This is a genomic window from Psychrobacter sp. 1U2 (genome assembly GCF_051847575.1).
Map to the genome: position 1 here is coordinate 1 of NZ_JBPYDC010000247.1, position 1,316 is coordinate 1,316.

Consider the following 1,316-nt stretch of genomic DNA (forward strand, 5'->3'; position numbering starts at 1 on the left):
AAGTTTAGGCAAGTACGGACAGACCCTAGATGCTTACAAAGAGATGCTCAATCAAAGTATCTTAGCCATCGCGCCTGAGTCATGGCAGCCCATGCTGGCGAGTATCTTACCTGCACACTGGCAAGAGTGGCTATTACCGCTGGCAGGTGGACCTTTTTTCTTATTATTTTTGGCAGAATGGTTTTATCAATCTAAGCGTGGACGTGGATCTGCCTTTGGTTGGCGTCGCGCCATGACCAACTTTAGCTTAGGCGGCTCTTATTTAGGGTTTGAGCTGGTCATACAAGCACTTGTCGTGCTGCCTATTTGCTTGTGGTTATATCAATATCGCTTGTTTACGATTGAAGTCACATGGCTCACGGCCATTCCTATTTTTATTACGGTCGAGTTCTGCTATTACTGGTTTCATCGTAGCTCCCATCGGGTCAACTGGTTTTGGTCAGCACATGTGGTACACCACTCCGATGATCAAATGAACTTATCGACGGCTATGCGCCAAAGTTTATTGTACTCAGTTACAGGCTGGTGGTTGTTCTTTGTCCCGCTGATGCTGCTTGGCGTCCATCCGGTGTGGGTTTTCTTCTTCTACGCGCTTGATCTAATTTATCAGTTCTTTATTCACACTGAAACGATCGGTAAATTCCCTAAATGGATTGAATATATCTTTGATACTCCCTCCAATCACCGTGCGCATCATGGTACCAATAGCGACTATATCGACCAAAATTATGGCGGCGTTATCATTCTTTTTGATCGTTGGTTTGGCACATATGTGGAAGAAGATACGATTAATAACCCAGTGAAATACGGTGCGGTAGGTGTGACCAGTCATGATAATATTATCAGCTTAATATTTGGCGTTTTTTATCGTATGTGGCAACGCTTCTTTCGTACCAAAGGGCTAAAGAACAAGTTTAAAGTATTGTTTCGTCCACCTAGTGCCGTTTAAAACTGACTGATTAGCAATAACATCGCGTATATAGACCATATAAGAGCGTTTGGTTACAATAGCTTATAGATGAGGATGTATCTGTATAAAAAAGAGTGATTTTTTATACACTATTTGCCAAATCGACAGTCAAGAGGAGGTTGAACATGAAAAATGATAAAAAAGTAACGCTAGAAGATTATCGAGGAATAATAAAAGATGGTGATATATCGGTGCACCTTACTCGAGATCAAAAAGCGATGATCTTAAAAACTTATGATTACGGGCTGAATGAGCTAACTGAGATTGACGAGATGTTACTCAGTGCTGTTATCCGACAACTGAAAGCTGCAATCGACCAATAATATTCAATATAAGACCCTATCAT

General features: G+C 41.4%; 2 protein-coding genes. Both read left to right on the top strand.

The features are described 5' to 3' along the window. Positions 1 to 949, top strand: a 949-nt coding sequence (locus tag ACS8FD_RS14890) for a sterol desaturase family protein (RefSeq protein ID WP_439276427.1), incomplete at its 5' end; no start/stop codon positions are given. 146 nt (positions 950 to 1,095) lie between these two features. Next, positions 1,096 to 1,293, top strand: a complete 198-nt coding sequence (locus tag ACS8FD_RS14895; RefSeq protein WP_058368770.1) for a hypothetical protein — start codon at positions 1,096 to 1,098, stop codon at positions 1,291 to 1,293. The last annotated feature ends 23 nt before the right edge of the window (positions 1,294 to 1,316 follow it).

Excerpts from the sequence above, each read along its gene's own strand:
- ACS8FD_RS14895 (WP_058368770.1), top strand. The coding sequence starts at position 1,096 with ATGAAAAATGATAAAAAAGTAACGCTAGAAGATTATCGAGGAATAATA.